This is a genomic window from Lysinibacillus sp. FSL K6-0075, assembly GCF_038592945.1.
GTDB classification, from domain to species: domain Bacteria; phylum Bacillota; class Bacilli; order Bacillales_A; family Planococcaceae; genus Lysinibacillus; species Lysinibacillus fusiformis_F.
The window spans coordinates 578056-600483 of record NZ_CP151947.1 but is presented as its reverse complement, the minus strand read 5'-3'; the positions used below and the strand labels follow the sequence as shown (position 1 = coordinate 600483).

Annotated in this window: 17 protein-coding genes; 1 reads left to right on the top strand and 16 read right to left on the bottom strand. The window is 38.6% G+C overall.

What is annotated here, in order from left to right; all coding sequences use genetic code 11:
- Nucleotides 1-91: 91 nt before the first annotated feature.
- The 11 genes from MHB65_RS02785 to MHB65_RS02735 all read right to left on the bottom strand — a co-directional run bounded on the left by MHB65_RS02785 (nt 92) and on the right by MHB65_RS02735 (nt 13513).
- Nucleotides 92-1126: an iron ABC transporter permease gene (locus MHB65_RS02785; RefSeq protein WP_205446811.1), complete on the bottom strand. Its 1035-nt coding sequence runs from the start codon at nt 1124-1126 to the stop codon at nt 92-94.
- Nucleotides 1123-2175 carry an iron ABC transporter permease gene (locus MHB65_RS02780; RefSeq protein WP_205446809.1) on the bottom strand — a complete coding sequence of 351 codons (1053 nt, stop codon included), beginning with the start codon at nt 2173-2175 and terminating at the stop codon, nt 1123-1125. The genes MHB65_RS02785 and MHB65_RS02780 overlap by 4 nt, the downstream gene beginning before the upstream one ends.
- Before the next feature lie 45 nt (nt 2176-2220).
- A complete protein-coding gene (locus MHB65_RS02775; protein WP_205446807.1) occupies nt 2221-3015 on the bottom strand; it encodes an ABC transporter ATP-binding protein in 795 nt (264 codons plus the stop codon).
- 37 nt (nt 3016-3052) lie between these two features.
- On the bottom strand, nt 3053-4777 hold the full coding sequence (locus MHB65_RS02770) for an ABC transporter ATP-binding protein (RefSeq protein WP_205446805.1): 1725 nt from the start codon (nt 4775-4777) through the stop codon (nt 3053-3055).
- A 77-nt stretch (nt 4778-4854) separates the two neighbouring features.
- Nucleotides 4855-6756 (bottom strand): AraC family transcriptional regulator, encoded by a 1902-nt coding sequence (locus tag MHB65_RS02765; protein ID WP_342442420.1) that lies wholly within the window; start codon nt 6754-6756, stop codon nt 4855-4857.
- Nucleotides 6757-6889: 133 nt separating this feature from the next.
- Complete coding sequence (rho, locus tag MHB65_RS02760; protein WP_205446801.1) at nt 6890-8173, bottom strand: transcription termination factor Rho; 1284 nt, start codon at nt 8171-8173, stop codon at nt 6890-6892.
- Between the two features lie 228 nt (nt 8174-8401).
- Nucleotides 8402-9358 carry a class II fructose-bisphosphatase gene (glpX, locus tag MHB65_RS02755; protein ID WP_004269449.1) on the bottom strand — a complete coding sequence of 319 codons (957 nt, stop codon included), beginning with the start codon at nt 9356-9358 and terminating at the stop codon, nt 8402-8404.
- 94 nt (nt 9359-9452) lie between these two features.
- Nucleotides 9453-10739, bottom strand: coding sequence for a UDP-N-acetylglucosamine 1-carboxyvinyltransferase (locus MHB65_RS02750; protein WP_205446799.1), 1287 nt, complete (start codon nt 10737-10739; stop codon nt 9453-9455).
- Between the two features lie 62 nt (nt 10740-10801).
- Complete coding sequence (gene fsa, locus MHB65_RS02745; RefSeq protein WP_004269447.1) at nt 10802-11452, bottom strand: fructose-6-phosphate aldolase; 651 nt, start codon at nt 11450-11452, stop codon at nt 10802-10804.
- 149 nt (nt 11453-11601) lie between these two features.
- Nucleotides 11602-12456, bottom strand: coding sequence for a class II fructose-bisphosphate aldolase (locus MHB65_RS02740; RefSeq protein WP_342442419.1), 855 nt, complete (start codon nt 12454-12456; stop codon nt 11602-11604).
- 697 nt (nt 12457-13153) lie between these two features.
- Nucleotides 13154-13513 (bottom strand): response regulator, encoded by a 360-nt coding sequence (locus MHB65_RS02735; RefSeq protein WP_205446795.1) that lies wholly within the window; start codon nt 13511-13513, stop codon nt 13154-13156.
- Nucleotides 13514-13666: 153 nt separating this feature from the next.
- Between MHB65_RS02735 and MHB65_RS02730 the strand changes: the two genes are divergently transcribed.
- Complete coding sequence (locus MHB65_RS02730; RefSeq protein WP_342442418.1) at nt 13667-14197, top strand: DUF2529 family protein; 531 nt, start codon at nt 13667-13669, stop codon at nt 14195-14197.
- Between the two features lie 51 nt (nt 14198-14248).
- Here MHB65_RS02730 and MHB65_RS02725 read toward each other — a convergent pair whose 3' ends face one another.
- From MHB65_RS02725 to MHB65_RS02705, 5 genes are all read right to left on the bottom strand, one after another.
- Nucleotides 14249-15841: a CTP synthase gene (locus MHB65_RS02725; protein ID WP_205446791.1), complete on the bottom strand. Its 1593-nt coding sequence runs from the start codon at nt 15839-15841 to the stop codon at nt 14249-14251.
- Between the two features lie 445 nt (nt 15842-16286).
- On the bottom strand, nt 16287-16829 hold the full coding sequence (rpoE, locus tag MHB65_RS02720; protein WP_205446789.1) for a DNA-directed RNA polymerase subunit delta: 543 nt from the start codon (nt 16827-16829) through the stop codon (nt 16287-16289).
- A gap of 463 nt (nt 16830-17292) precedes the next feature.
- Nucleotides 17293-20541, bottom strand: a complete 3249-nt coding sequence (icmF, locus tag MHB65_RS02715; RefSeq protein WP_205446787.1) for a fused isobutyryl-CoA mutase/GTPase IcmF — start codon at nt 20539-20541, stop codon at nt 17293-17295.
- A gap of 92 nt (nt 20542-20633) precedes the next feature.
- Nucleotides 20634-21266: a TetR/AcrR family transcriptional regulator gene (locus MHB65_RS02710; RefSeq protein WP_205446785.1), complete on the bottom strand. Its 633-nt coding sequence runs from the start codon at nt 21264-21266 to the stop codon at nt 20634-20636.
- 3 nt (nt 21267-21269) lie between these two features.
- A complete protein-coding gene (locus MHB65_RS02705) occupies nt 21270-22406 on the bottom strand; it encodes an acyl-CoA dehydrogenase (protein WP_205446783.1) in 1137 nt (378 codons plus the stop codon).
- Between the last annotated feature and the right edge of the window lie 22 nt (nt 22407-22428).

Here is a 22428-nt window from a genome sequence, read left to right as displayed (position 1 = left end):
TTTAACTTGATTCAAACGTTAAATGTTTGATAAGTATTAATCTAATTTTCCCTTGATGGCAATACTATCTACACAACGGAAAAAGCGCCATTTATTCTTTTAATCGTGCTAGTAAATATAAGAAATAAGGTGCGCCTAAAACTGCTACCACAATCCCTGCTGGAATTTCTGAAGGTTCTAAAATCGAACGACCGATTGTATCAGCCATTAACACTAAAAAACCTCCTAATAATGCTGCAGTTGGCAATAAAAATTGGTGTTTTGCTCCAACAAGCTGTCGAGCTAAATGTGGCGCTACAAGTCCTACGAACCCAATACCACCACTTACAGAAACACTAGCTCCAGCTAAACCAACAGCAGCAGCCAACAGCCAACGTCGCTCTTTTTCAATTGAAGCACCTAGTCCTACCGCTGTTAATTCACCTAAATTCAATATGTTTAATACACGTGATTTTGAATAGACGAATGGCAATAAGATGACTAACCATGGTAATAATGACAGAACAAATCTCCAATTCGAGCCCCAAATGCTACCTGCTAGCCATGTTGCGACAAATTGATAATTCTCTGGTGATAGACGTAGTGTTAGCACAATCATAGCCGAGCTAATCCCTGCTGCCACAGCTACCCCTGTTAAAATTAAACGCATTGGTGTAATACCTTCATGGCGTCGATAAGAAAGTGAATAAATCAGTACTGCTGTCAAACCTGCTCCTACAAAAGCCAGTATCGGCAGTAAATAAACTGGCGCTGCTTTCGTAGTTGGGAAAAATGACACATAGAGCATAACGGCAAGACCTGCCCCAGCATTAATCCCTAAGATTCCTGGGTCTGCTAAAGCATTTTTAGAAATGCCCTGTAAAATAGCGCCTGAAATAGCTAAACCCATACCTACTAATACAGCAATCACAATTCTTGGAAGTCTGAACTCATATAAAATAAGTTGCTGTTGTGCATCACCTTGACCAAAAAGTGTCCGAAGAACTTCCATTGGTGTCAGTTTAATTACCCCTGTATTCATACTTATGACAAAGGTAATAACGATTAACACAATGAGCGTAGCAAGAATGGAGAAATTTTTCCTTTTCGCTTTCAGCTGACTTGGTGTTAAATAGCTGTTACTCATAGTTCTTTTCCTCCTTTTCGAGCTAAATAAAGGAAGAATGGTACACCGATAAAGGCTATGAGCGCACCAATTGGTGTTTCATAAGGTGGATTGATCACACGTGCTACTAAATCAGCTAACACAACAAGCAATGCTCCATATACCAAGGAACAAGCGATAATCCAGCGATAATCATGACCAACTATGTATCTCGTTAAATGAGGGATAATTAACCCTACAAAACCAACCGCACCGACAACAGATACTGCTGCACCCGCTAAAACTAAAACAATGATCATTCCCCATACTTTTACCACAGCAGTACGTTGCCCAAGCCCGACTGCAATTTCTTCACCTAAGCTTAGCACTGTGATGGAACGCGATAGGATAAGAGCTCCTATCATCGCAACAAGTATCCATGGAGATAAAATTTGTAGATGACTCCATTTTGTGCCCGAAACACCGCCCGCATACCAAAATGCTAGGTCTTGCCCAATACGAAAATAAAGAGCAATCCCTTCTCCTAGTGCTCCAAGTAATGCACTAACAGCAGCTCCGGCTAAAACTAGTCGCATAGGTGTTAAGCCACCTTTAGAAAGTGAGCCAATACCATAAACGATGGCAACACCAAGACCTGCACCTACAAAGGACCATAAAATTAAAAACATATAAGGCAGACCAGGGAAAAAGGCAAAACACACAGCTAACATAAAGGCAGCTCCTGAGTTCAAGCCTAATAATCCGGAGTCAGCTAATGGGTTACGTGTCATCCCCTGCATAATCGCACCTGCTACTGCAAAGCTTGCACCAACTAATGCTGCTCCCAGTACCCGTGGTAAGCGAATATCATGGATAATTTGATGTGTTGTTAATTCTGGTGAAAAATGGGTAACTGCTGTCCAAACAGTACCCAATGAAATATCTGCAGCACCAAAAGAAATTGATAAGCCAATGGCAAATATTAATCCAATAACTCCTACGATTAAAGCCACTACTCCACGGATCGGATGAGATCGCTTCTGTAGCTCTTCTAAATCATTGAGCTCTCCTACTCCTGTCGACGTAGTCATTTTATTTCCTCCTCATAACTTCCAAATAACCATACTAACTAGCTTTTATTTTTTCATATCGTACAACTGATAAGATAGGCAGATTGGATTTTTACTATAGGGACATACAGCCATTTCAGCATCGATATTAAATACCTTTTGTAAATTTTCTTTTGTCATCACTTCTTTTGGACTGCCATTCACCATTAAATTGCCGTCTCTCATGGCCATCATAAAATGAGAGAATCGTGATGCATGATTTAAATCATGTAAAACCATGATAATTGTTCGTCCTTCTTCCTTATTTAGTTTTTGCAGCAACAATAAAATATCAAGCTGATGTGCTAAATCTAAATAAGTTGTTGGTTCATCCAGTACTAAAATATCCGTGCCTTGCGCCAATGCCATGGCAATCCATACTCTTTGACGCTGACCACCTGATAATGCTTCAATTGGTCGATCACTAAATTCCCTTAGCCCCGTAACATCGATAGCCCAATGGATATATTCATAGTCTTCCTTTTGCAATGTACCAAAACCTACTTGATGCGGAAACCTACCATAGGATACTAGCTCAAAAACCGTTAATCCTCCTGGTGCTGTTGCTGTTTGAGGTAAAATAGCCATTCTTTTAGCCACTTCTTTAGTCTTTAATTGGTGTATAGCTTTGCCATCTAAATAGACAGCTCCATTTTGTGTGCGTAATACACGTGCAACAGCCTTTAGTAAAGTAGACTTGCCACAGCCATTTGGACCGATAATCGTGGAGATTTCCCCTTTTGGAATCTCCACACTTAAATCATTGACGATGAGCGCTGAGGAATAGCCAATCGCAACATGATCTATTTCGAGTACTGACATCTTTAACTTCCTTTCATTTTTGAGAATGCTATTGATTTTAAATTTGTAAACCGAATTGAGCTGTATACAAGCCATAATATGCATTTTGGCGTTCCATTAATTGCTCGTGTGTGCCCTCTTCAATGATGCCCTTTTTCGATACAACGACAATTCTGTCTGCATCCTTAATTGTTGCTAAGCGATGGGCAATCACTAATGTAGTACGACCGATGGAAAGCTCGTTTAAGGCTTGCTGGATAGCTTGTTCTGTTTCTGTATCCAATGCAGATGTTGCTTCATCCAGTATTAAGATTTTTGGGTTTTTCAAGAAAATACGGGCAATCGATAATCGTTGTTTTTGACCACCTGATAATTTCACGCCACGCTCACCAATTAATGTATCCATGCCCTCTGGTAAAGCATTGATCACATCTGTCAGTTGTGCTCGTTGTGCGGCATACCAAATATCTTCTTCACTGGCATTTAAATCACCATAGGCTATGTTTTCACGAATGGTACCATCGAATAAAAAGACATCTTGCTGAACAATCCCAATATGCGAACGTAAAGATTGCAGTTTAAAATCTCGTATATCAATACCATCAATTTTGATGGAACCTTCATTCACTTCATAAAAACGTGGCAATAAACTACAGATTGTAGATTTCCCTGCACCAGATGGACCTACCAAGGCAACGGTTTCACCAGGATTTACTTTTAAATTAATATGATGTAGGGCACGATTATTGGCAGCATAGCCAAACGATACATTCGAGAAAGTAATGGCGCCATCAATTTCCTCAACCGCTTTTGCCTCTGGACGATCAGCAATTTCAGGTTCCGTTTCTAGAAATTCGATATACCGTCTAAATCCTGCCATACCTTTCGGATAGCTTTCTATAAACATATTGATTTTGTTAATCGGGCCTAAGAGAATGCCTGACAGTAAAATAAATGCGATAAAATCACCATTTGTTAAATGTCCATTTAACACAAAATACGCTCCTACAGATAAAGTGAAGAGTGATAAGACCTTCGTGAGTATGCCTGAAATAGCTTCATTCCAAGCCATTACTTTATAGGAGAACAGCTTTGTCATACGGAATCTTTCATTATTTACTTTAAAGCGTTTAATCTCATGATCTTCATTTGTAAAAGCCTGTACAACACGAATACCACTTACATTGTTTTCAACACGTGCATTGAAATCTGCGATATCTCCAAACATTTGACGGAATGCTTTGGACATTAATTTACCAAAAATAATGGTTAAAATTAAAATGATCGGTACTAGTAGGAAAATAAGAATCGTAAAGGTTGGATCAATATAGTACATGACACCGAATGTTCCAATAATCGTCATTGCTGCAATAAAGATATCCTCTGGACCATGGTGAGCAAGTTCGCCAATATCCATTAAGTCATTCGTTAAACGAGAAACAAGATGCCCTGTTTTGTTGTTATCAAAATATCTAAAGGATAGCTTTTGTACATGGCTGAAGGATTCTTTTCTCATATCCGTCTCTATATTAATACCCAGCATATGTCCCCAATACGAAACGATAAAATGAAGAATGGAGTTAAAAATGTATAATCCAAACAGCAACAAACTTGCCATAATGATCCACTTTATTTCCCCATCTGGCAGAATATCATCTATTACCTTATTTAAAACAATTGGAAACGCTAGCTCGATTAGTGCCACTAATATGGCACAGCTAAAATCTAAAATAAATAAACCTTTATAGGGCCTATAATATGAAAAAAAGCGCCGTAATAACATGGTGTAGCCTCCTATTGTGATCTCGTTTTACGTATCTAATAAATGAGCTATCAACTATAGCTCTCATGTTTTCTCAGTTATTGTTGATGAGCCTTCGTAAAATCAACTATTTTGTCTGCTAGTTCTTCAGCTTGATGTAAGCCAGAGAGCGGATCAGAAGCAAAATAATATTCAGATGAAAGCTCTAATACTTGATTATTTTTAACGACATCTAAATTTGTCCATGTTGCTGGCAACTGGCCATCTTTGTTAAAGAAATTAATCATGAAGTTATAGTCACCTACATAATCACCTACTACTTCATAGGAAATCTCATAACGTCCATTACTTGCTTCCTTTGTATCAAAAATCTCCTGCACCTTTTCTTGAGGTTTCATGCCCAAAATTTGATAGAGCGCTCTACCGCCCGATACACTTGATTGCCCAACAATCGTTGCATTTTTTTCAAACATTTCATAAATAGTAAATGTGGATCCTTCTGGAATCACATCCATGATTTTTTCTTTAGCTTTTGCTATACGATCTTCAAATTCTTTTGTAAAGTTCTCAGCCTCTGCTTGTCTTCCTAAGTAATTTCCCATTGCCTTAATCTCCTCAATCGCTGATTGATGGGCGTCTTCAGCGAAGACAATTGTCGGGGCAATTTTTTCATATTTTGCTACATCTTCCACATTCCAAGTAATAATCAAGTCTGGCTTTAACTCTAAAACTTTTTCTAATGATACCTTACCATCTGTACCAATATTCGTAATTTCTCCATCCTTATAGTGTTGCTTTAAGAAAGCTGCATAATCAAGGTTAGCCGTTACGCCTCCAACTGGTACAACATCTAACGCTAAAATTTGCCCAAGATACCAATCAGTTACGATTCTCTCTGCCTTCACTGGAATTTCTACTTCGCGTCCACTATCATCTGTTACGGTTCTAGTCTCTGCCGTATCAGACGAAGTTTGTTCGTCAACCTTAGATTGGCTCGTATCTTCATTACATGCTGCCAGTAACACAATCAGGCCTAGTAAAAAAGGTAGCTTTATATGCTGAATCATCTTACTCATCATGATTTCATTTTCTCCATTCTCAAATCGTTTTGCTTGCGCGAGCTGATTATTATTGTATTGAAAATGATTCTCATTTGTAATGGCAATTTCGGACATACTAGCTGTATATTTCAGCCTAAAGCTACTTGGAGCCATATTTGTTGCTTTTTTAAAAGCACGACTAAAATAATATTCATCTTCAAACCCAAGAGAAATGGCAATTTCTTTTATGCCATATTGATTGGTTAGTAAATACTGCTTAGCTTGCTCTATTCTCAATTGTTGTAAATAAATTTGTGGACCTATTTCATAACGCGCTTTAAAGATGCGTAATAAATGCCGTGTACTAATCTGAAGCATGTCTGCTAATGTCTGTATAGATAGTGGTTGATGAATGTGTTGCTTAATAAACAATCGTGCAGCTTCTGCCTTATCCATCTCATGTGGTTTCCCTTGCCCTTCCGCTAATTCTCGAAAGACATGGTAGATAAGCTCATAGAAGGAGGCCTTTACAGATAAATGCTCCTGAATAGAGCCAGATTGCCATTTACTGTACATATCTTGAAGGATGCTGTGAATAACGATCGGATTAGCGGGTACACAAGAGAAATGTGTTTGAAATGGTTGATAGTGCATATGCAAATGTTGCATAAAAGCATCTTTGTACATGACATCCCCTTTATAGCTAATGAGAAAATAGCTAACACTCTGTTGTGCTGTAATCTGAAGACATTGAGATTTTCCTATATGAAAAATACTGAAGCGCTGCACATGATAGGGTTGATCATCAATGACAATCTGTGCACCACCTGCTGTGACAATAAGAAACGAGCTATATGTTAAAACCTTTGACACATGAACATCTGATTTATTTATGTAATCGATTTGCTTCAACTGGATAAATGCATTTTGCCAAAGAAGCATATAGGCATCATAATTCATCTTCGTCTCCTTCAAAATACATATTTACTTACTATTATATTGATAATGATTATCAATTTCAATATACATTTATAAAATAAAACTTATACAAAAAAATCACCATTGACAATTTGCTCGTCAATGGTGATGCCTTTTATAAAAGCCCCTTACCTTTTGTTGCTTTTTTCATATCTTCGTTCAGCTTTTCAAAAAATTCTTCATTTGATTTTGTTGTACGTATTTTTTTCAGGAAGCGCTCTGCAAAATCAGGTGCATCAGAAAATGTTTTACGAATTGCCCATAGTTTTTCAAGTTGTTCTGGCTCAAGAAGAAGCTCTTCTTTACGTGTACCTGAACGACGAATATCAAGCGCAGGGAATATACGGCGTTCTGCTAACTGACGATCAAGATGAAGCTCTAAGTTCCCTGTTCCCTTAAATTCTTCATAGATAACTTCATCCATACGAGACCCTGTATCTACTAAAGCGGTCGCTAAAATTGTTAAACTACCACCTTCTTCAATATTACGAGCTGAACCAAAGAAACGTTTTGGTCTATGGAATGCTGCAGGATCAATACCACCAGAAAGTGTACGTCCACTTGGAGGAATTACCAAGTTATAAGCACGCGCTAAACGTGTAATGGAGTCCATTAAAATAATTACATCACGCTTATGTTCCACTAAACGTCGTGCACGTTCTAATACTATTTCAGCCACTTTCACGTGGTTCTCAGGTACTTCATCAAATGTCGAGCTAACAACATCTGCATTGACAGACCGTTCAATATCTGTCACTTCCTCAGGACGTTCATCAATCAGTAAGACAATCAACTCCGCTTGTGGATGATTGGTTGTAATAGCGTTCGCGATCTCTTTTAATAAAGACGTTTTCCCTGCCTTTGGCGGAGCCACAATTAAACCACGTTGTCCAAAGCCTACAGGTGCCACTAAATCCATTATACGTGTCGATAAATTGCGTTGGTTTGTTTCAAGCTTAATTTGTCGATTTGGATATAAAGGGGTTAGTGCTGGAAAATGAACACGTTCCTTCGCTACCTCAGGATCTTCACCATTGACAGCATCTACTTGTAATAGGCCATAATAGCGTTCATTTTCCTTTGGTGGTCGCACCTTTCCTGACACCTTGTCCCCATTACGTAAGTCAAAGCGACGGATTTGGGATGCAGAAATATAAATATCTTCTTTACTTGGTGAGTAGTTGATTGGTCGAAGGAAGCCAAAGCCCTCTTGCGAAACAATTTCTAGTACGCCTTCCATAAAGAAATAGCCCTCTTGCTCTGAACGCGTTTTCAAAATAGCAAATATTAATTCTTTTTTCGTTAGCTTGCTATAATATGAAATTTTATATTGGCGTGCAAGGGCGTAAAGCTCTTTTAACGTCATGTTTTCTAATTGAGCGATTGTCAATGCAGACATATGCACAACTCCAGTCTTTTTCAAAATATAATACAATTTTATGGGGTTATCATTGAAGTTTACGATCGGCTCTGCTATTGCTTATATGGCTGCCTCAGTTTAACAATAACTATTGATATACTTTCCACCATATAACTAAACATAGCCTTAAAAATATGGGATGGTTATTTTAAGAAGAAGGTACCTAGCACAAAAGATGTACTAGGTATATTTTAGAAGAAAATAACATTAATATCTAGGTTTTTTCTCAAGAGCGTGACGGCCTTCAACAAAGCGAACCGTACCAGATTTAGCACGCATAACTACTGAATGGGTTAAGGCATAAGCACCTTTATATTGTACACCCTTTAAAAGCTCGCAATCTGTTACAGCTGTCGCTGCAAAAATAGCATCGTCACCTTTTACTAGGTCATCTAAATAAAGAACTTTTTCAACATCCACACCCATTTTTGTGCAGCGTTCTAATTGTTCTTCATCTTCAGGTACTAGTTTTGCTTGGAAATCTCCGCCAAGGCACTTTAAGGCTACAGCCGCAATAACACCCTCAGGTGCGCCGCCTGTTCCAAACATAATATCAATACCTGTTTCATCAAAGGCCGTATTGATTGCTGCGCCAACATCGCCATCTTGGATAAATTTAATACGTGCACCAGCCTCACGAATTTCATCAACAATCGCTTGGTGACGTGGTCGATCTAAAAGAGTAGCCACAACATCAGAAATATCTTTATTTTTAGCTTTTGCTACTTGTAATAAGTTATAAGTGACTGAAGCATTGATATCTACTTTGCCCGCTGCTTCTGGCCCTACAGCAATTTTCTCCATGTACATATCTGGTGCATTTAACAGATTCCCTTTGTCTGCAATAGCAAGAACTGTCATTGCACCATTAGTACCTTTTGCCACAATATTTGTACCTTCTAAAGGATCCACTGCAATATCTACTTTTGGACCACCATTTCGTAAACCAAGTTCTTCACCAATATAAAGCATTGGCGCTTCATCCATTTCACCTTCACCAATTACTACTGTAGCATGCATTGGAATTGTATCGAACATTTTTCGCATCGCTGTTGTTGCTGCATCATCTGCCTCAATTTTTAAACCGCGTCCCATCCATTTCCCGGATGCGATTGCTGCTGCTTCTGTTACTCGTACTACTTCCATCGATAAACTACGTTCCATTGTTGCTTTGCCTCCCGTTATCGGCATCTTTATGTGCCAAAACATTCAAATTACCTCTATTGTAACATAATTGGTTGAAAACTTTTAGCTCTCATTATTCCTTTGTTTCAGCTACACGTGCCATGATTGTTTCACGTCGAATATCAGCGCCTAAATCACGTAATTTCTCAATAAGTGAGCTATAGCCACGTTCGATATGATAGATATCCTGAATCTCAGTTTCTCCTTCCGCTAAGAGTCCAGCTAATACTAAAGCTGCTCCAGCGCGAAGATCTGTAGCTGTTACGGTTGAGCCATGTAATTTACTTGGCCCTTTAATAATCGCTGTGTTTCCTTCTACACGAGCATCTGCATTCATACGACGAAGCTCATCGATATGCTTAAATCGAGCTGTATAAATAGTATCTGTTACTTTTGAGGACCCGAATGCTTGTGACATTAACACGGCCAGTGGTTGCTGAATATCTGTTGGTAATCCAGGATATACCAATGTTTTGACATCCACTGCCTGTAATGTGGAGAGATCTGTTTTTGGTACATAAATACTTTCTTCACCGATTTCGAATTTCACACCCATTTCACGAAGCTTGGCAATGATTGCTTCTAAATGCAGTGGGATAACGTTATCAATTGTAATACCATCACCGACTGCTGCAGCCATAATCAAAAATGTGGAGGCTTCAATGCGATCTGGTATAATCGTATGCTCAGTACCATGCAGCTCTTCTACGCCTTCAATACGAATGACACTTGTACCTGCACCTTTAATATTGGCACCCATATTCGTTAGAAGTGTCGCTACATCAATTATTTCAGGTTCTTTTGCAGCATTTTCAATGACAGTACGTCCCTTAGCAAGTACAGCAGCAAGCATAATATTAATAGTTGCACCGACACTTGCCACATCTAAATAAATTTTTGCCCCAATTAACTCATCTGCACGTAAATAAATGGCTCCATGTTCATTGGTGATTTTAGCTCCTAAAGCCTCAAAGCCCTTTATATGTTGATCAATAGGGCGTGGTCCTAAAAAACAGCCTCCTGGTAAACCAATGACTGCCTTTTTGAAACGTCCAAGCATAGCGCCCATTAAATAATAAGAAGCGCGTAACTTTTTTACGTTGCCATTTGGTAAAGGTAATGCAATCATCTCTGATGGATCGATTGTCATTTTCCCATTCTCAAACGAAACTTCCCCACCAATTTCCTCTAATAAAGCCTTTAACGTCCAAGCATCTGAAATTTCGGGTATCCCTCCAATAGTCACTGGAGAGTTCGCCAAAATTGATGCAGGAATTAAGGCGACTGCACTATTTTTTGCACCACTAACTTTGATTGTACCTTGTAGACGATTTTCGCCAGTAATTTTATAAACATCCATTTTGCGTTCTCCCTCATGATTGGAAAGTAGTATTTTTGCAATTGACACACTTTATAATCTTATTATTCGCCTTTTCTCTTATTCCAATCCGCTAAAAATCCTTCAATTCCTTTTTCAGTTAATGGATGGTGGAAAAGCTGCTTTAATACTTTAAACGGAGTCGTTGAAATATGTGCACCTGCTAAAGCTGCTGCTGTAACGTGTTGCGGATGACGAACAGAGGCAGCAATAATTTGCGTATCGATATTATGAATTGTAAAAATATCTGCAATTGTTTCAATTAACTCAACACCATTTTGACCAATATCATCTAAACGGCCGATAAATGGTGATACGTATGTAGCACCTGCACGCGCAGCCATCAATGCTTGGTTTGCACTAAAGATTAATGTCACGTTTGTTTTAATACCTTTATTTGCAAAGAAACGACATGCCTCTAATCCAGCAGGTGTCATTGGCAGTTTAACTGTAATGTTTGGAGCAATAGCAGCTAATTCCAAACCTTCTTTAATCATACCTTCTGCATCAAGTGCAATAACTTCCCCACTTACAGAGCCATCAACAAGCTCAGCGATTTCGCGAAGACGATCATGGAAAGAAACATTCTCTTCTTTAGCAACTAATGATGGGTTTGTCGTCACTCCTGATAAAATACCCCATGCATGTGCCTCTTTAATCTCTTCAAAATTTGCTGTATCAATGAAAAATTTCATACTATTTCCTCCTGATCATTTTTCTTATATTATTAAATATTTTCCAAAATTTCTTTATTTCAAAAACAAGAGAAGGTCGATTGAAAGCATCAACACTTCTCTTATTATGTGTATTTTTCTATGCTTTTGTAACATATTAAATGCAAAAATTATGCTTTTTGTGCACTTCCAAATTCACGAATTTTACCAATAACCGTTGCTTTAATGGCTTCACGAGCTGGACCAAGGAATTTACGAGGATCGTAAACAACTTTGTCGTTGTCAAGAATTTCACGAATTACTTTTGTTGCTTCAATTTGATTTTCAGTATTGACGTTGATTTTAGCCGTACCTAATGAAATAGAACGTTGGATATCTTTTGTTGGGATACCTGTACCACCATGTAAAACAAGTGGAAGATCTGCCAATTTAGAGATTTCCTCCATTTCCTTAAAGCCTAAGTTTGGCTCTCCTTTGTAAGGACCGTGTACAGAGCCAAGTGCTGGTGCTAAGCAGTCGATGTCTGTTAGTTCAACCATTTTGCGGCATTCTTCTGGATCAGCGTAAATAATACCACCGATTACGCCATCTTCATCTCCACCAACTGTTCCTAATTCTGCTTCCACAGAAACGCCTTTAGCATGTGCGTATTCTACTACTTCTGAAGTAATTTTCACATTTTCCTCAAATGAATGATGTGATGCATCAATCATCACGGAAGTAAAGCCTGCATCAATTGCTTCTTTACATTTTGCAAAGCTAGAACCATGGTCAAGATGGATCGCTACAGGAACTGTAGTACCGTAAGATTCCATTAAACCTTTTACCATATGAACAACAGAAATAAATCCGCCCATATATTTACCTGCACCTTCAGAAACACCAAGAATCACTGGAGATTTTTCTTCTTCAGCTGCTTGTAAAATTGCTTGAGTCCATTCAAGGTTGTTAATGTTGAATTGACCAACAGCATAACCTTCTGCTTTTGCTTTAATTAACATCTCTTTCATAGATACTAATGCCATACTAAAAATCCTCCTCATAGGACTATTATTTCTACATAAACATGCCCCTCAATCATAGCAAAAATAATAGCCCCTGAAAAGCAGGGGCTATTATTTTCTACCCGAAAGCGTAGTATAACGGAGCGACAGGGTCGACGAAGTGAAGTGTAACGCAACGAAGTCCACGCACCTGAAAAGCAGGGGCTATTATTTTCTACCCGAAAGCGCAGTATAACGGAGCGACAGGGTCGACGAAGTGGAGTGCAACGCAACGAAGTCCACGCACCTGAAAAGCAGGGGCTATTATTTTCTACCCGAAAGCGCAGTATAACGGAGCGACAGGGTCGACGAAGTGCAGTGTAACGCAACGAAGTCCACGCACCTGAAAAGCAGGGGCTATTATTTTCTACCCGAAAGCGTAGTGTAACGGAGCGACAGGGTCGACGAAGTGGAGTGTAACGCAACGAAGTCCACGCCCCTCAAAAGCAGGGGCTATTATTTTCTACCCGAAAGCGCAGTATAACGGAGCGACAGGGTCAACGAAGTGCAGGGCAACGCAACGAAGTCTTGCCCCTGAAAAGCAGGGGCTATTATTTTCTACCCGAAAGCGCAGTATAACGGAGCGACAGGGTCGACGAAGCGTAGTGTAACGAAATATCCATTCCAATTCGTCTTATATCAACATAAAAAAACAGGCCGTGTGTCCACCGCCTGCTTTTTAAACTTGTAAAGCTTTATTTACCTCATCACGCACTTCGAAAATATCAAACGGTTTCGTAAAGTAACGAATGGCTCCTAGTTCTAACGCTTCTTGCACAACATCCAACTCGCCATATGCTGTCATCATAAAGACAGGAAGCTTTGGAAATTTTTCTTTTAAACGTCTCAAAATTTCAATACCATCCATTCCTGGAATTTTCATGTCCAGTAAAACACAATCCATCTCTTGTTCGTCTGCATACTTTAATGCCTCTGAACCATTAGCTGCTAAATATGTAAGATATCCTTCCTTTTTCAGCACTTCATTTAAAAGTAAACGAATCCCCTGCTGATCATCGACAATTAGTAATCGTTTCACATTTCATTCCGCCCTTTTTAGTTTTATTCTTACACAAAAACTTTCTTTATTATGTATAATTCTCCTTTTTTAGCTTAATACCTTCTAGTATTATAAATTATCTGCTTTTGCTTTCTACCTTTTACCCCCTATAATATGAATAGAGGTGGGAACATGTCAAAAATTCTAACAACACAATTAAGTGGATTATTACAAAGAATTACACAAAATGAAGAAGAAGCTATTGAGGAGACTGCAAGGTTATTGGCGCAAGCCGCCATTGGCCAAGGAACTGTCTATTTTGCTTGCTTTGGGGAAATGCAGATTGTGGAATTAAATGCACTTCATGCAGTTGAACCGTTTAGCAAGTTAGCACCTTGGACTTCAGACACAAGCTTAACAGAAGCTGATCGTGTTTGCATTTTTACTCGAAGTGCACACGATGAAGAAGCACTAGTGTTAGCTCAAAAATTAAATACACAATTCATTCCCTTCGCGGCTGTGGCTAGTGAAACAGCCAGTGTAGATAACCCTCTTGCAGATTTAGCCTACACATACGTTTCTACACGCATTAAAGGCGGTTTATTGCCTAATGATTTAGGTCAACGGATTGTTGTACCACATGCACTTGCAGGTCTATTTGTATATGAAGCTATCAAAATTGCTTATGATGAAATGATTGGGTTTGATGAAGAAGAACTGTAATCATCCATTTAAAAAGAGTTGTCTCGATATACACGAGACAACTCTTTTTGATTATTTAAATGTTGCGCCGATAAAGTCGCGGAACAATGGTTGTGGACGATTTGGACGTGACACTAGCTCTGGGTGGAATTGACACGCTACAAAGAAATTGTTTTCTGGTAGCTCAATAATTTCAACTAACTTGCCATCAGGGCTTGTACCTGAGAAGACAAGGCCAGCTGCTTCCATTGCCTCACGATATTCATTGTTAAATTCATAGCGGTGACGATGACGCTCATAAACAAGCTCTTTGCCATAAGCATTGCTTGCTTTTGAACCATCTTTTAATTTACATGGATATAACCCTAAACGTAATGTACCACCGATGTCTACAGTATCATTTTGATCTGGTAAGAAGTCGATAATTGGATACTCTGTATTTGCATCAAGCTCTGTAGAATGAGCACCTTTCAAGCCAAGAACATTACGTGCAAATTCTATTGTTGCTAATTGCATACCTAAACAAATACCTAGGAAAGGAACATTATTTTCACGTGCATATTGTGTCGCTAAAATTTTACCTTCAACACCGCGATCACCAAAGCCACCTGGTACTAAAATAGCGTCAGCACCTTTTAATAGAGAAGTAACATTATCTGCATCAACATGTTCTGCATTAATCCAGTCAATTTCAATATCAGAATTAAATGCATACCCTGCATGCTTTAATGCCTCAACTACAGAAATGTAAGCATCTTGTAGTTCTACGTATTTCCCTACTAATGCTATCTTTCTTTTATTTGGTAAGTTCTTCACTTTTTCTACAAGGTCACGCCATTCTCCCATGTCTGCCTCTGGTGCTTCAATGCCAAAATGATCTAGAACGATATCATCTATATCTTGTGCATGTAGGTTTAATGGTACTTCATATAAATGCTCAGCATCACGAGATTCAATAATTTCATGTGGTTGAACATCACAGAATAATGCTAATTTCTCTTTCATCTCTTGTGGTACTTCTTGTTCAGTACGGACTACGATAATATTTGGCTGGATACCTAAAGAGCGTAATTCTTTAACAGAATGCTGCGTAGGTTTTGTTTTAAGTTCACCAGCTGCTTTAATATAAGGAATAAGCGTACAGTGGATATACATTACATTGTTATGACCTAAGTTCGTTTTCATTTGACGGATAGCTTCGAGGAAAGGTAATGATTCAATATCCCCTACTGTTCCACCAACCTCAGTAATCACAACGTCAGCATTTGTTTCTCGACCAGCACGTTGGATACGGTCTTTAATTTCGTTTGTAATATGAGGAATTACTTGTACTGTTCCACCGTTATAATCACCACGACGTTCTTTCTGTAATACAGATTGGTAAACACGACCTGAAGTTACTGTAGAATGTTTCCCAAGGTTAATATCAATAAAGCGTTCATAGTGTCCTAAGTCTAAATCAGCCTCAGCACCATCATCTGTTACAAAAACTTCCCCATGTTGATAAGGGCTCATCGTACCTGGGTCAATATTGATATATGGGTCAAATTTTTGAATCGTAACTTCTAAACCACGGTTTTTTAATAAACGGCCTAGAGATGCTGCAACAATCCCTTTTCCAAGTGATGATACAACCCCACCTGTTACAAAAATATACTTCGTCATGAATAAATTCCTCCTTATGATGTTCTAAAATATTAGTGCGTTTAGGGGGGATCAGAACCATTTATATTCTAATACCCTAAAAAAAGAAAAGCCGAGAATGTCTACAAAAATGTAGTCGATTCGAAGCTGTAATCGGTTCTATCTCTTTTCCACTTTCCTTTAAACCTTAAAACTCTAACAACTGTTCAGTCACCGTTTACTATACATCATGAATAAATAAAAACATTTATATTCATATCGTTATGAAAAGTATGGGAGAACTAAACTGAATAAAGTTAAAAACAAAAAAACGCTCCTCCTGCATAGGTTTGCAGGGGGAGCGTATTATATACACGGTCTTTCTCCTTCTTTTAAGGAGCCCAAGTAAAAGATTAAACGTAACCGTGATAGAAGTCAAGATTTTTTGCTTCAAGCTTAAAAGAAAGAAAATTCTAAGAGTACTGTGCTAGACCTCTTCCTCTTCTTCATCAAATTCTTCTTCCTCTTCATCGATAAACTCTTCATCGATTTCTTCATCAATTTCTTCTAGATCTTCATCGTCAAAGTCGATATCTTCTTTTTCATCTTCTTCTTCCTCAAGGTCTTCTTCATCAATGAACTCTTCAAAGTCTTCATCAAAGTCGATATCTTCTTCCTCTAAATCTACATCCTCATCAAGATCTTCATCATCAAAGGCAGCTTTAGATTTTTTCTTTTGAGTCTTAACAGAAGGTGCTGTTTCTTCTTCAATTTGCTCTACTTTAAACCATTCACGTAAGCCCCAGCCTGCTTCCTGATTATATAAAAAGCGGCCATCAATATTCATATCTGTATAAAATTGTAACAGACGAGATTTCATTTCTGCATCACTATAGCCCACAAGTTCTTGAATTAATTTTAATAAATCATTAAAAGACACTGAGGCACGTTTTTCATTTAATATTGCATAAGCTAAGTTAATTAACGATTCTTCTGTTAATTGTTCCTTTGTCATTTCACGAAAATTCAATTCGTGCACTTCCTTTCCCTCATCACAATGGACGTTTTAAAATTACATGGTGCTTTATTCTCCAAGCGCAGCAAAAAAGGCCACGCAAAAGGTTCTTTCCATACAATAAGCATAATACCCATTATATACAAAGTTTTAGCCCCTTTGCTAGCTTCAATTACTGTTTTTTATATTACGCATTTTTTTTATTCCAAGATAAAACAAATAGACAGATAATAGTAGTAAAGGAATAGCGCCAATTTGCTTATTATACAGGAAAATGGCTCCCAATACTAAAGCTAATATAATTATGTAGTGAATAACTGATCTCATCCTCTACCGCGCCTCCCCTTTTTTTACATTTCTATTATAGCGAAAATAAAAAGAAGTGCCTAATCTTAAGACTAGACACTAGAAACTAGAGAAGCAAGTTACATAAATTAGAAAAAAATGTTAGAAAACAAGCAGTTTTGAACGACACTACTTACATATTACGACGATACTGTCCGCCAACTTCATATAAAGCTTTTGTAATTTGTCCTAAGCTTGCTACTTTTACTGATTCCATAAGCTCAGCAAAAATATTACCATTATTGACAGCCACTTCTTGTAAACGTGCAATCGCAGCTTCACTTTCCTCTTCATGTGCACTCCAAAATGTTTGTAAATTGCGAATTTGCGTTTCCTTTTCTTCTGTCGATGCACGAGCGATTTCCATATTATCTATATCAGCATCTGAAGCTGGATTTGGGTTCAAGTAAGTATTAACACCAATGATTGGTAACTCCCCTGAATGTTTTAACATCTCATAGTACATGGATTCTTCTTGAATTTTACCTCTTTGGTATTGTGTTTCCATTGCACCTAACACACCGCCACGATCATTGATACGATCAAATTCTTCAAGAACCGCTTCTTCCACAAGGTCTGTCAATTCTTCAACAATAAACGCACCTTGTAGTGGGTTTTCATTTTTCGCTAGACCATGCTCTTTTGTAATAATCATTTGAATAGCCATCGCACGTCGTACGGATTCTTCAGTAGGTGTAGTAATGGCCTCATCATAGGCGTTTGTATGCAATGAGTTACAGTTATCTTGTAATGCCATCAATGCCTGTAATGTTGTACGAATATCATTAAAATCAATCTCCTGAGCGTGTAAACTACGTCCAGATGTTTGAATATGGTATTTTAGCTTTTGAGCACGCTCATTAGCACCGTATTTATCACGCATAACAATGGCCCAAATACGTCGTGCAACACGTCCAATTACTGTATATTCTGGATCCAGTCCATTTGAGAAGAAGAATGATAGATTTGGTGCAAAGTCATTGATATTCATGCCACGGCTTAAATAATACTCTACATACGTAAAGCCATTAGCTAAAGTAAAGGCTAATTGGGAAATAGGATTTGCTCCAGCTTCCGCAATATGATACCCCGAAATGGAAACAGAATAGTAGTTACGCACTTTATGGTCAATAAAGTATTGCTGAATATCGCCCATCATACGTAAAGCAAACTCTGTTGAGAAAATACATGTATTCTGTCCTTGATCTTCTTTTAAAATATCTGCTTGCACTGTTCCACGAACAACCTGCAATGTTTTTTCACGTGTCTCAGTAAACTCTTCAACTGTCAAAGTTCGTCCTAGCTCTTGCTCACGCAATTGAACTTGTTGATCGATTGCTGTATTCATAAACATTGCTAAAATAATAGGGGCTGGACCATTAATTGTCATCGATACAGATGTAGATGGTGCACATAAATCAAAGCCTGCATATAGCTTCTTCATGTCCTCAAGTGTACAGATGGATACACCCGATTCCCCGACTTTACCATAAATATCTGGACGGTAATCTGGGTCCTCACCATACAGTGTTACCGAATCAAATGCTGTAGATAAACGTTTTGCATCATCATCCTTTGATAAATAGTGGAAGCGTTTATTTGTACGTTCTGGTGTCCCCTCGCCAGCAAATTGGCGTTTCGGATCTTCACCCTCACGTTTGAATTGGAAAACACCTGCCGTATATGGGAATTCGCCAGGAACATTTTCTTTATAAACCCAACGCAATATCTCACCATAATCTTCAAACTTCGGCAATGCCACTTTTGGAATTTTTGTGCCAGATAGACTTGTTGTTTTAAGGATGGTGCGAATTTCTTTATCACGAACTTTCGTCACAAATTCATCGCCAGCATAAGCTTCTTTTAAAGCCTGCCAATTGTCCAATATACGCTTTGATTCTGCTGTTAATTCATCTCTAACACCTTCTGCTAAAGAAGTAAGCGATGCAACAAGTGCATCATCTGGCGCTTTTTCTTTCACTGCTGCAATAGCGCCTTCTAATTGGAATAGTCGACGAGCAAATGCCACCTGTTGCTCTGATTTTTTATGATAGCCACGAACAGTGTCAGTAATTTCACGTAAATAATAACGACGATCGTTTGGAATGATGACATCTTGCTTTTGCGTTTTAGCAAATTGCTCATAACTTGTTTCCCAATTAAAACCTGTTTTTTCGTTAATAATTTTAACGAGAGCTGCGAATAATGCATTTGTTCCTTTGTCATTGAATTGGCTAGCAATTGTACCGTAAACTGGCATATTATCAAGTGATTCATCCCAAAGCTCACGTGAACGTTGATATTGTTTTTGTACTTGTCTTAGTGCATCCTCTGAGCCTTTTCGCTCAAATTTATTGATAGCAATAACATCTGCAAAATCAATCATATCAATTTTCTCAAGTTGTGTTGGCGCACCAAATTCGCTTGTCATGACATACATAGATAGATCCGTGTACTTTGTAATTTCGGCATCCCCTTGACCAATACCGCTTGTTTCTACGATGATTAGGTCATAGCCTGCTACACGTACTACATCTAGCACATCACCAATCGATGCAGATAATTCAGTACGAGAGCCACGTGTTGCTAAACTACGCATATAAACACGGTTATTAAAGATAGCATTCATACGAATTCGATCCCCAAGCAATGCTCCACCCGTTTTTTGCTTTGTTGGATCGACTGAAAGAATGGCTACACGTTTATCTGGGAATTCTTTTAGGAAGCGGCGAATCAGTTCATCTGTTAATGAAGATTTCCCTGCACCACCTGTTCCTGTAATCCCCATTACTGGTGTACCTTTTGAAAGCTTTCGTACCTCATCTAGCATTTCCTTCGTAGCTTCGTCGTCATTTGACTCAGCTGCTGTTATTAGATTAGCTAAAATTTCTGGCGTTTCCGGCGTTAAGGACTTTAATTTCTCTAAATAATTACCCGTTGCAGTTGGAAAATCTGTTCCTTTAATTTGCTCATTAATCATTCCTTGTAGCCCTAAAACACGGCCATCCTCAGGTGAGAATATCCCTGCAATGCCATACGTATGAAGCTCTTTAATTTCACGCGGTAAAATAACTCCTCCACCACCGCCATAAATTTTTATATGTGGTGCCCCTTTTTCACGCAGTAAATCATACATATATTTAAAGTATTCCATATGCCCGCCTTGATAAGAAGAAACTGCAATACCTTGTGCATCTTCTTGTATCGCAGCATTCACGACTTCTTCAACAGAACGGTTATGACCTAAATGGATTACTTCTACACCGCTCGATTGTAAAATGCGTCGCATAATATTGACGGAAGCATCATGTCCATCAAAAAGACTTGATGCTGTCACAAAACGTACGTGATTTTTTGGACGATATACTTCTACCTTTGTCATATGAAATCCCCACTCTCTCCCCTTATTGAATAAAAAAAGCCAGCAATTGCAATATCGCTATATGCAATTGCCGACAAACCCCTTACAAAATATTAGAACCCCTTTATGCCTGAAATGAACAAAGTGATTTGCATGTCAATGAATTCGTCAATGGAATGCTGACGATGTAATGCCCATTTGCGGAACGCCCAGCTTTGTCCTGAAACAACTAAGTTATTGGCTGCTAAATGGATTTGCTTGTCTGTCATTGTTAGTTCGCCAGACTGCACACATCGTTGTAACAAGCGTTCAAATGTGGCAACCATTTCAAACTCTTTACTAAAGACATAGCGTTGTGCTTCTTTTGACAATGATTTTGTTTCTTGATACATGATTGTTAGCTCATCAACCATGCTATCAATTTGCAGGAAATATTCCCTAATCATTTCTTTCAACTCATCAATTGTTCCTGCTTTAATCTCATAACTTGAAAGTCGCTCCATTGCATGGTGATAGATACTATCACAAACAAGATAAAGAACGTCTTCTTTCGTTCGGATGTACTCATACAAAGTACCAATACTAAAGCCAGCAGCTTTTGCAATCTCTCTCGTCGTGGCACGATGAAAGCCTTTTTCTCTAAATAGCTTAATAGCTCCTTGAATCATTTGTTCACGACGAATGGCGATTAAATTTTCATCTTTTACAGTTGACTGTACTTGGGGCCTTTTATCTTTTTCAGTCATCAATTATTTCGTTAGCATACGCGAGATAACAAGACGTTGAATCTCCTGCGTACCTTCATAAATTTGTGTAATTTTAGCATCACGCATAAAGCGCTCTACTGGATAATCTTTTGTATAACCATAGCCACCAAATACTTGAACCGCCTCTGTCGTTACACTCATAGCCGTATCGCCAGACATTAATTTCGCCATTGCAGATGCCTTACCATATGGTAGGTTATTAGACTCTAACCAAGCCGCCTGGTATGTAAGAAGTCGAGAAGCCTCTATTTGAGTTGCCATATCTGCTAATTTAAAGGAAATGCCTTGGTTTGCAGTGATTGGTTTACCAAATTGCACACGTTCTTTGGCGTAGTCTACTGCTGCATCTAATGCTCCCTGTGCAATCCCTACTGCTTGAGCCGCAATACCATTACGTCCACCGTCCAGTGTCGTCATGGCAATCTTAAAGCCTTCCCCTTCAGCACCTAATAGATTTTCTTTTGGAACACGACAGTTATCAAAAATAATCTCTGTTGTTGGAGATGAACGAATTCCTAATTTCTTTTCTTTCTTCCCTACAGAGAAACCTTCAAACCCAGCTTCCACGATAAATGCGGATGTGCCGTGTTTTGCTTCTGGATCTGTTACTGCAAATACAATATAAGTATCTGCTACTCCACCATTCGTAATAAAGATTTTTGAGCCATTTAAAATATAATCATCGCCATCACGTTTTGCATATGTTTTCATACCGCCTGCATCTGAACCTGATCCTGGTTCTGTTAAACCATACGCACCAATATGTTTGCCTTCAGCCATTGGACGAAGGTATTTTTGTTTTTGTTCTTCTGAACCAAACTTGTAAAGTGGCCAACCTGCCAGTGAAGTATGCGCAGATAATGTTACCCCAGTCGAAGCACAGACACGTGATAGTTCCTCGACAGCAATGACATATGCAAGGTAGTCAAATCCTGCACCACCATATTCCTCAGGCCATGGAATACCAGTTAACCCAAGCTCCGCCATTTTATCGAAAATCGCACGGTCAAATTCTTCATTTTCGTCACGTTCAGCAGCTGTTGGCGCCACTTCATTTATAGCAAAATCACGAATCATTTCACGTAATTGTTCATGCTCTTCTGTTAACTGAAAGTTCATTGTCCATTTCCCCTTTTTAATT

Excerpts from the sequence above, each read along its gene's own strand:
- MHB65_RS02785 (WP_205446811.1), bottom strand. The coding sequence starts at position 1,126 with ATGAGTAACAGCTATTTAACACCAAGTCAGCTGAAAGCGAAAAGGAAA.
- MHB65_RS02780 (WP_205446809.1), bottom strand. The coding sequence starts at position 2,175 with ATGACTACGTCGACAGGAGTAGGAGAGCTCAATGATTTAGAAGAGCTA.
- MHB65_RS02775 (WP_205446807.1), bottom strand. The coding sequence starts at position 3,015 with ATGTCAGTACTCGAAATAGATCATGTTGCGATTGGCTATTCCTCAGCG.
- MHB65_RS02770 (WP_205446805.1), bottom strand. The coding sequence starts at position 4,777 with ATGTTATTACGGCGCTTTTTTTCATATTATAGGCCCTATAAAGGTTTA.
- MHB65_RS02765 (WP_342442420.1), bottom strand. The coding sequence starts at position 6,756 with ATGAATTATGATGCCTATATGCTTCTTTGGCAAAATGCATTTATCCAG.
- rho (WP_205446801.1), bottom strand. The coding sequence starts at position 8,173 with ATGTCTGCATTGACAATCGCTCAATTAGAAAACATGACGTTAAAAGAG.
- glpX (WP_004269449.1), bottom strand. The coding sequence starts at position 9,358 with ATGGAACGTAGTTTATCGATGGAAGTAGTACGAGTAACAGAAGCAGCA.
- MHB65_RS02750 (WP_205446799.1), bottom strand. The coding sequence starts at position 10,739 with ATGGATGTTTATAAAATTACTGGCGAAAATCGTCTACAAGGTACAATC.
- fsa (WP_004269447.1), bottom strand. The coding sequence starts at position 11,452 with ATGAAATTTTTCATTGATACAGCAAATTTTGAAGAGATTAAAGAGGCA.
- MHB65_RS02740 (WP_342442419.1), bottom strand. The coding sequence starts at position 12,456 with ATGGCATTAGTATCTATGAAAGAGATGTTAATTAAAGCAAAAGCAGAA.
- MHB65_RS02730 (WP_342442418.1), top strand. The coding sequence starts at position 13,667 with ATGTCAAAAATTCTAACAACACAATTAAGTGGATTATTACAAAGAATT.
- MHB65_RS02725 (WP_205446791.1), bottom strand. The coding sequence starts at position 15,841 with ATGACGAAGTATATTTTTGTAACAGGTGGGGTTGTATCATCACTTGGA.
- icmF (WP_205446787.1), bottom strand. The coding sequence starts at position 20,541 with ATGACAAAGGTAGAAGTATATCGTCCAAAAAATCACGTACGTTTTGTG.
- MHB65_RS02710 (WP_205446785.1), bottom strand. The coding sequence starts at position 21,266 with ATGACTGAAAAAGATAAAAGGCCCCAAGTACAGTCAACTGTAAAAGAT.
- MHB65_RS02705 (WP_205446783.1), bottom strand. The coding sequence starts at position 22,406 with ATGAACTTTCAGTTAACAGAAGAGCATGAACAATTACGTGAAATGATT.